The organism is Moorena sp. SIO2C4 (assembly GCF_010672485.1).
Lineage (GTDB): Bacteria > Cyanobacteriota > Cyanobacteriia > Cyanobacteriales > Coleofasciculaceae > Moorena > Moorena producens.
The window spans coordinates 1-4,995 of record NZ_JAAHGN010000542.1; the positions used below are offsets into that span (position 1 = coordinate 1).

Annotated in this window: 6 protein-coding genes; 4 read left to right on the forward strand and 2 right to left on the reverse strand. The window is 42.2% G+C overall.

Annotated features, from left to right (window positions below):
* The first annotated feature begins 152 nt into the window (after positions 1–152).
* Positions 153–1,220: a nucleotidyltransferase domain-containing protein gene (locus tag F6K20_RS23930; protein WP_287296289.1), complete on the forward strand. Its 1,068-nt coding sequence runs from the start codon at positions 153–155 to the stop codon at positions 1,218–1,220.
* A gap of 721 nt (positions 1,221–1,941) precedes the next feature.
* Here F6K20_RS23930 and F6K20_RS23935 read toward each other — a convergent pair.
* Positions 1,942–2,598, reverse strand: a complete 657-nt coding sequence (locus F6K20_RS23935; protein ID WP_287296291.1) for a HEAT repeat domain-containing protein — start codon at positions 2,596–2,598, stop codon at positions 1,942–1,944.
* A gap of 327 nt (positions 2,599–2,925) precedes the next feature.
* Here F6K20_RS23935 and F6K20_RS23940 point away from each other — a divergent pair, with 327 nt between their 5' ends.
* Together F6K20_RS23940 and F6K20_RS23945 are read left to right on the forward strand one after the other, a co-directional pair.
* Positions 2,926–3,498, forward strand: coding sequence for a bilin-binding protein (locus tag F6K20_RS23940; protein ID WP_287296281.1), 573 nt, complete (start codon positions 2,926–2,928; stop codon positions 3,496–3,498).
* A 90-nt stretch (positions 3,499–3,588) separates the two neighbouring features.
* Entirely contained in the window at positions 3,589–4,140 is a 552-nt protein-coding gene (locus tag F6K20_RS23945; protein ID WP_287296283.1) for a phycobiliprotein lyase, read from the forward strand.
* Positions 4,141–4,158: 18 nt separating this feature from the next.
* Here F6K20_RS23945 and F6K20_RS23950 read toward each other — a convergent pair whose 3' ends face one another.
* The gene (locus F6K20_RS23950) at positions 4,159–4,293 is read right to left on the reverse strand and encodes a hypothetical protein (RefSeq protein ID WP_287296285.1); all 135 of its coding nucleotides are present in this window, start codon (positions 4,291–4,293) and stop codon (positions 4,159–4,161) included.
* A gap of 282 nt (positions 4,294–4,575) precedes the next feature.
* On the opposite strand from F6K20_RS23950, the gene F6K20_RS23955 reads away from it, so the two are divergent.
* On the forward strand, positions 4,576–4,995 hold a 420-nt coding region (locus tag F6K20_RS23955; RefSeq protein ID WP_287296287.1), incomplete at its 3' end, for a phycobiliprotein lyase.

Genomic DNA, 4,995 nt, shown 5'->3' on the forward strand with positions numbered 1-4,995 from the left:
CAAATAATCTTTTCATTTTTAGTGATTTAAGTGTTAATATTATTATTCACAAATAAACATATATCTTACAAATTACAAGTGATTTTTCTTGAAATTTATTATTCTATGCCTTATTTGTACGTATAAAGTCCATTATTTGGATCTTACCGCTGCTGTACAATAGTCTCAAAAATACCTGCCCATACCTGGTTCCCCAGAACATCCTCAAACAACTCCGAGATTATTTCCAGCACTTAGTAGTACACAACACATTTCTGATTCAGAAACTACTCAAGCTCCTGACTCTTCTGGAGAAACACGGAATTTCTGCTATCCCCTTCAAAGGCCCTACCCTTGCTGTTTCAGTTTACGGCAATCTGGGGCTGCGGCAGTTTGGTGACTTAGACATCCTGGTTGATAAGCACGACATCCCCACAGTTAAAGAATTACTCCTGTCTCAAGGGTATCAATTGCAAAAAGACCTAGGCTGGGAGTATCACTTTGTGGATAAAAAGAGTCGAGTCTGTATTGACCTTCACGAGGGGATTGTACCCGATTTATTCTGTTTGCCATTAGATTTTGAGTATTTGCGATCGCATCTTGAGCCTCTATCCCTTGCTGGTAAGACAGTCTCTACTATCTCGCCAGAACAGATGCTGTTAATTCTCTGTGTGCAATTGGGCAAAGACTGTTGTCACTGGAGTGTACGTCTGGCTCAGTTATGCGACGTTGCTGAACTACTGCGTTCTCATCCGCAGTTAGATTGGCGCAGAGTACTGGCAGAGGCTGAAAAGCTCGGTTGTGAACGCATGCTCTTGCTTGACCTTTGCCTAGTCAGGGATTTGCTGGGAATCACATTGCCACAGATAGTCTTAAATAAATTGCAAACCCAACCAGTCTCCCAATCCCTCGCTATCGAAGTACGATCACAACTTTTCCGTGACTTTGAAGTCGGCCCTAAGCTCTCAGAAGCAAAAGGGTTTTGGGCTTTTTTCTTGTCCTACAATCATCGCTTCTACTTCACCATGAGAGAGCGTCTGCATGACAGAGTGATGTACTGTCTCCATTGGCTAAAAAACAGTTTGTTTGTTACCGTCATGCCCAACGAAGCAGATTGGGCGTTACTGTCCCTGCCTAGAGTGCTAGCTTTCCTGTATTATCCAATCCATATAATACGGCTGTTAATTAAGCATGGGATACAACCAATTTTCAGAACTGATCACGAGCCCCACTCCTTGTAAAATTTTTGGCCTTGCTTAATAATGGCATGATTTTAAGCGCACCTCTAGAATGGGCATGTTTGCGTGGAATGGGCATCAGGTGTAGAACTGGCATCTTGCCAGTTTCCTGCTTATTTTCGCGCGGGCAGGATGCCCAGTCTACTCCTATTAATTCCAAGACTGACGCAACGCCTCATATTTATATATAATTTTTCAAAATTATTCGGTAAATTCAATTTACCAAAAGATTTGGGTTTAAAGCCCCGTCCTTCTAGGACGGCTTTTTCTTAAGACTTTGTATTGACAGTTTGTACTAGGTGTGCTACTATAAAATTATAAACAATAAACTAAAAGATTAGATAGATATTATCTAACAATAAGTAGACAACGTAAAAAATCGGCAAAAGAGTGCAGATTGCGTGATTCCGTCTAACGACTTGAACGTCTATGAAAAATTTAGATAAAAAAAGTACCTATCTATCTATATAAAAAAAAAGAAGGTACGGTGGGGCACACCGAAACCTAGATCTATGATCAGAACGCTTATGAAGAATCGGCCTCTACTCTTTCTGGTTCCGACCTGGCTGAGCAAGTCGGCTCGTTGAAGTAAGAATCCCCGTTCTTACAGGACGGGGAGTGTCAATTACCCCCTCTTGATGCAGTCGGTCATGAGGGTAACCCCCACAGGTCGGCGCTGTTTTGCGACTCCCGACTCCCTAAATCTGATCACCAAACCGATGCTCTAGAGGGAACTATCTAAAGCAGCAGCTACCACCCGATGCTCTTCATCCTTCATCAGTTCTGCCAATGCTGCTTTAGCATCGGGGGAATCAAATCGTTTGAGGGCACGGGCAACATGCATCCGAATACGCCACCATTGTGCATCTTTCAGAGCCAGAATTTGCTGCAATGCCTCAGTTTCCTTAACAGTACCAGCCAGTAACCCTAGGGCATCAATTCCTGCTTCTCGGACAGTTGGGTCTTCCCCTGCTAAGCCGCAAATACAAATACTATAGAGTTCTTCTGGACAAGACATTTCCACCAAAGCAGCAAGAATGCTACGGCGCACCAGCCAGTGATCATCCTGTTGAAAGCTAGTGACTAGATGAGATATTGACACCTCTCCATACTTGGACAAGGAATTGGAAGCTTCTGCCCTGACATTGGGGTCGGTATCAAATTGCATCAAATTTAATAACGCAGCATAGGACTCGTCAGTCCGTTTATTCCCCAGTCCCATTGCCACAAAGGAGCGCACTAAAAACTCTGGGTCCTTGAGTTTACTTGTGAGTAGGGGAACAGCTACATCTGAACCATACTCTCTCAAAGCAGTAAGTGCCCTGAGGCGATCCTGAGCATTTGGACTTTTGAGAGAGATTTCGATTTGGCGGATGTCCATAGCACTACAGAGCCAGCTTTTTTTACATTTCTTAACAGATTTAATCAAAGATTATCATAATTTAGTATAATTCTCATCAAGTGAACTAACCCTAGCTTCCCCTAGTAGCTAAGGCTAGTTCACTTTATAGTTTTTGTGAACCGTTGCGTTGATGAGATGGTAAGGTCAACCTTAAACCTTAAACCTTCAACAAAAATTAACCATAAGGTCAACCTTCAACTTTCAACCTTCAACCTTGGCCAATAGGCCACGCTAAGCGAACAACCTACCCTAAACCGACCCTACACCGAACAACCTTCAACCTTAAACCTTCAACAAAGATCAACCATGACGACTCAATTAAGCGACTATATCAAAGAACTAATTACCAAAGCCAGAATTGTCAGCTTTGCCAACTGGCAAGACTCCTATCCCCCAGAGATTATCGAGCATTTCCAGGTAGCTGATGATCACCGTCGCTATCTTACCGATGATGACTTGCACCAGATTAAAGCATGTTCACCAGATACGGAACCCTTAATCAATACAGCCAAATTTTTGCGGGATAACGCTTCTGATATCGTTTCCGAAGCGCGGGAAACCGTATTGGCTCAATATCCTGATATTACTAAACCAGGAGGTAGTCTTTATCCCGCCCCACGAGCAGAAGCCTGTTGGCGAGATTTTTGGCATTTCCTCCGCTGTATTACCTATGGGATTGCTGGCAGTAGCACCCAGTTTACTAGTGCTGAAGGACTGCACTATATGAACTTGTTGTACAAAGAATTGCAAGTCCCAATCCCTGCAATGGTATTAGGATTAGAAGGCATAAAGGCTGCTAGTTTAAAGCGATTATCTGAACTAGACACAATAGCACCCTATTTCGATCATTTAATTAATCAATTGAAAAAATTTAGCTAAACCAATAACTCATAATTAAAACTATAAAAAATATAATAGCTAGTAACAATTTAAAATAAATAAATTTAAAATAAATAAATCAACAAAACCATGTCCATATCCAAATTTAAATACTTCTTTGATTGCTGTGTAGGAAGCTGGGTGGCACAACGTACCTATCATAATCTGACTCACCAGCAGGTAGAGCGCTCCCTTACAGAATTCACCATTGAACCCCTGTCTTCTCCCCTCAAAACTAAGGTGTTGATGGATAATCAGCAACCTGACTTACCTAATATCAATGATCTGTGTGGTTATCATCTTGGTTTCGAGACAGTTTCTGAAAAAGGTGAACGGGTGTCCCAACAACTGAATATGCTTTTTGTCCCTCAGGTTCAAGAATCAATGATTCTAGAGGGAGATTATTTACGCGATCGCGCCTACGAAGAAGCTAAACCTAAAGTCGCTCATTTTAGCTTCGATACCAATAAACTAGAACTTTTGATGACCACCTACTATACCCGTGTGGTATCTGTTGATTCCATTACCCTGATCAATCCCAACTTAAGAATCCGCAAAATTATCAATTACCAGCGTCCTCCAGAAAGCGAACCCCTAGACAAGGTGGTGCTAGTAGGATTTGGGGTAGAACAAAAAGCTTGATAATTAGCCTAGCATTTATCAATTAGGTGAGGTAATTTCGTTCTGGGTTAATGGGAATCGGGAATCGGGAATCGGGAATCGGGAATCGGGAATCGGGAATCGGGAATCGGGAATCGGGAATCGGGAATCGGAAACAAATCCTGTGTACCTCATTACTATGATAAATAATATAAATACTGTTTATAGTTAACTGTAAACAGTTAACATTTATGTTTCCGTTGATACTAATTCTGGTCTCCACACATAACTGTCACAAAAGTTTACAATTACTAATGTTGAAGGATTGGAGCCACGGTGTATAACTGAAGATGTAAATCCGGGTAAAGGCTCTAATTTACTAGGTTTGCGTGAGCTACAACACCACCCCCGCTGATCATTCAGCTGCTATACGCAAACAAAATTGTTAACTTTTTTAAATTAAACTACACATAGCAGATGGAGCTTACTGAATTTATAGAACGTTCTATTGGACGTTGGCGATCGCAACGCAGCGGTCATCACTTAGCGTTTAGTCACTTTGAGGAAATACGGTCAACTATTGATATCGTTGCCCTTGAGGCTGATGACTCAGCTGTGATTGACATTTGCAAACTATACAACATTGATCCCACAACTGCCTTGCATCCCTTTCGCATGAGTTGGGAAGGTGAATCAGATTGGGATGAAGACGACATCCAGTCTGGAAGTTGCGTTCTAGTCCCTATCCCCGATCCTGAAAACCCCGATCGGGGAAAACTCCTCAGAGAGCAAGGCTATGCTGAGACAATTGCAGCAGTGGGCAACTATCACCTAAGTAAAGATGGTACCTTCACTTTGTTAACGGAGTATGACCGAGCAGCTGCTGAAGAACGGATT

Bases quoted from the DNA above. Each gene is read 5' to 3' on its own strand.
- F6K20_RS23935 (WP_287296291.1), bottom strand. From the start codon at position 2,598: ATGGACATCCGCCAAATCGAAATCTCTCTCAAAAGTCCAAATGCTCAG.
- F6K20_RS23940 (WP_287296281.1), top strand. From the start codon at position 2,926: ATGACGACTCAATTAAGCGACTATATCAAAGAACTAATTACCAAAGCC.
- F6K20_RS23945 (WP_287296283.1), top strand. From the start codon at position 3,589: ATGTCCATATCCAAATTTAAATACTTCTTTGATTGCTGTGTAGGAAGC.
- F6K20_RS23950 (WP_287296285.1), bottom strand. From the start codon at position 4,293: ATGAGGTACACAGGATTTGTTTCCGATTCCCGATTCCCGATTCCCGAT.